Below are 2,985 nucleotides of genomic sequence, written 5' to 3' on the forward strand. Positions count from 1 at the left end.
CCGCGCCGGTCCCCGCGGAAGTAGCGCACGTGCGGGTTGAGCAGCCGGTTGTTCGTCCGGATGAGATCGTCGTCGACCAGCAGGAACCCCGAGCTGATGGACGTGCAGACGAACTCGGTGCCGATCACCGGCGTCTCCGGCCGGTTGAAGTCGGCCCGCAGGTCGTTCACCCACGCGGAGTGGATGTCGCCGGAGAGCACCACCGGGTTGCGTGCCCGGCTGTCGCGGACGGCGGACAGCAGGCGGGTGCGGTACGGCACGTAGCCGTCGTTCTGGTCGAGGTTGGCCAGCACGTCGCCGAGGCCGGGGGCGATCCGCGCGTGCAGCTGGGCCATCATCGTCTGCTGGGCGATCACGTTCCACCGGGTGGTCGATGCCCGCAGGCCGTCGACGAGCCAGGCCTCCTGCTCGGCGCCGGCCATCGTCCCGGCGGTGTTGTTCTCCCCCAGCGACGCGTTGCCGATGTCCTGGGAGACCCGGCCGGGCTGCGGGGTGCGGTACTGCCGGGTGTCCATCATGTTGAGGGTGAGCAGGTCACCGAAGGTGAACCGGCGGTAGAGCCGCAGGTCCGGCGAGCCGGGGGTGTAGCTGACCCGGATCGGCATGTGCTCGTAGTACGCCTGGTAGGCGGCGGCCCGCTGCCGGGCGAACACGGCCGGATCCTGGTGTTTGTCCCCGCTGTCGCCGGACTCGTCGGTGAGGCCGGCGTAGCCGTTCTCGGTCTCGTGGTCGTCCCAGACGGCCACCCAGGGCGCGGCGGCGTGCGCGGCCCGCAGAGCGGGATCGGACTTGTACTGCGCGTGACGATTCCGGTAGTCGTCGAGGGCCCGGAGCTGGTTGAGCCCGGGGGTGGCCGGGGCGGTGTGCCGGCGGTCCGGGAACCGGCTGTTCGGGTCGTACTCGTAGATGTAGTCACCGACATGGACGACAAGATCGAGATCGTCGGCGGCGATCGCGCTGTACGCCGGCCAGTAGCCGTTCTGGAAGTCCTGGCAGCTCGCCAGCGCGAAACGCAGGCTCGACGCCGCGGCCGAGCCGGCCGGCGCGGTGCGGGTCCGGCCGACGGGGCTTAGCACGGTGCCGGCGCGGAACCGGTAGAAGTACACCCGGCCCGGCCGCAGCCCGCGGACGTCGACGTGCACCGAGTGCGCCAGCCCCGGCGTGGCGGCCTGCGTCCCGGTCGCGACGACGTCGGCGAACCTCTCGTCGGCGGCGACCTGCCAGTCGACCGGGATGTCGCTGCTGGGCAGCGGCGTGCCGGCCGAGGGCGGCGCCACCAGCCGCGTCCACAGGATCACCCCGTCGGGCAGCGGATCGCCGCTGGCCACACCGAGGGAGAACACCCCGTCACCGACGCCGGGGACCGGGGTCGCCGGCCGCAGCGTCGCCCGCCCCGTCGGGAGCGGCGGGGCGGGCGTGCCGCCACCGGACGGCCCGCCGTCCGAGCAGCCCACGGCCGCCAGCAGCAGCGCCCCGCCCGCGAGGAAGCCCCGCCGGGACGCGACGCCGGCCCGGCCCCACTGCCGCGGGCCGCCGCCCGCGCCGCCGGCTACGGGGCCGGTAGCCGCGGCGCTCCCGCCCGCCGGAGTGCCCCGGCCCATCGAAGTCCTGTTCACAACATCCCGCCCAGAATCCCGCCCGGAGCATCCAGGAGTCACGACGCCCGCCGTCGTCACGGGGCCAACCGTCACAGTACCGGGACGTTGGCGGCGACTCGGTCACAGCGGAAAGTGATCCCGGAAAAACCACGGGCGAACCGCCGCGGGCCACCGGAGCGGACACCGTCAAAGCGGATACGGCAAGCGGGCACGGCCGAACGGATACCGTCGGGCGGATGCCCAGCAGATCCAACAGATATCGTGGACGGGTGGCCGCGCGGAAACCGGTGTTCCGCGCCCGTTCCCGCATATGTAATTCCACATATGTGATCCCGCGCATGTGCTCCCCCGCTCCGGGCATGGCCCGCGGACGGGAAAGCCCCCCGCGGGAAGGGCAGGCCCATGGCGGGAAGGGAGAGCGGCCTGAACGCGCATCCGGTGGTCCCGGTGGTCCCGGTGGTCCCGGCGGACGCGGCTGACCTGCACACCCATTCGACGGCGTCGGACGGCCTGCTGCCGCCCGCCGACGTCGTCCGCCTCGCGGCCGCGTCGGGCCTGGCCGCCATCGCACTCACCGATCATGACACCACCGCGGGCCTGGCCGAGGCCGCGGCCGCGCTGCCCGTCGGCCTCACCCTGCTGCCGGGAGCGGAGATCTCCTGCCGGGTGCGGGCCGGCCGCGGCCGCTGGGTGAGCCTGCACCTGCTCGCCTACCTGTTCGACCCGGCCGAGCCGGCGTTCGCCGCGGTCCGTGCCCGGCTGCGCGACGAACGGGTCAGCCGTGCCCGGCGCATGGTGGAGAAGCTGGCCGCCGACGGCCATCCGGTGTCCTGGGAGCGGGTCCGCGCCCTGGCCGACGGCGTGGTCGGACGCCCGCACGTGGCCGAGGCCCTTGTCGAGGCCGGCCTGGTGGACGCCGTCCAGGACGCCTTCACCCCCGCCTGGATCGGCCCCAGCGGCCGCTACTGGGTGGACAAGGACGAACCGGATGTGGCCGAGGCGATCCGTCTCGTCCGCGAGGCCGGCGGGGTCAGTGTGCTGGCGCACGCGTTCGCCGGCAGGCGGGGCCCGACCATCGGCCCGGACGTGATCGCGCGGCTGGCCCGCGACGGCCTCGGCGGCCTGGAGGTGGACCATCCCGACCACACCCCGGACGCCCGCGCCCGGCTACGCCGGCTGGCCGCGGACCTGGATCTGATCGCCACCGGCGCGAGCGACTTCCACGGGGCGAGCAAGCCCCAGCCGCTCGGCGCGGAGACGACCTCCCGGCGGGCGCTGGACGCGCTGGTCGCCGCGGCCCGCGGCGCCGAACCGTTGACCGGCCCGGCGGCACCAGCCCGCTGACCGGTCACCGGCCGGTCAACGGCCAGCCACGACCGTCCGCCCG

Annotated in this window: 2 protein-coding genes; one reads left to right on the forward strand and one right to left on the reverse strand. The window is 74.3% G+C overall.

The genetic code is table 11. From position 1 onward, the window contains the following. On the reverse strand, nt 1–1,601 hold a 1,601-nt coding region (locus AC5LUJ_RS11120; RefSeq protein ID WP_493464902.1), incomplete at its 3' end, for an alkaline phosphatase D family protein. 399 nt (nt 1,602–2,000) lie between these two features. Here AC5LUJ_RS11120 and AC5LUJ_RS11125 point away from each other — a divergent pair. Continuing rightward, nucleotides 2,001–2,942: a PHP domain-containing protein gene (locus AC5LUJ_RS11125; protein ID WP_250290046.1), complete on the forward strand. Its 942-nt coding sequence runs from the start codon at nt 2,001–2,003 to the stop codon at nt 2,940–2,942. Nucleotides 2,943–2,985 lie beyond the last annotated feature (43 nt).

The sequence above is a fragment of the Protofrankia sp. CiP1_Cm_nod3 genome (assembly GCF_982290655.1).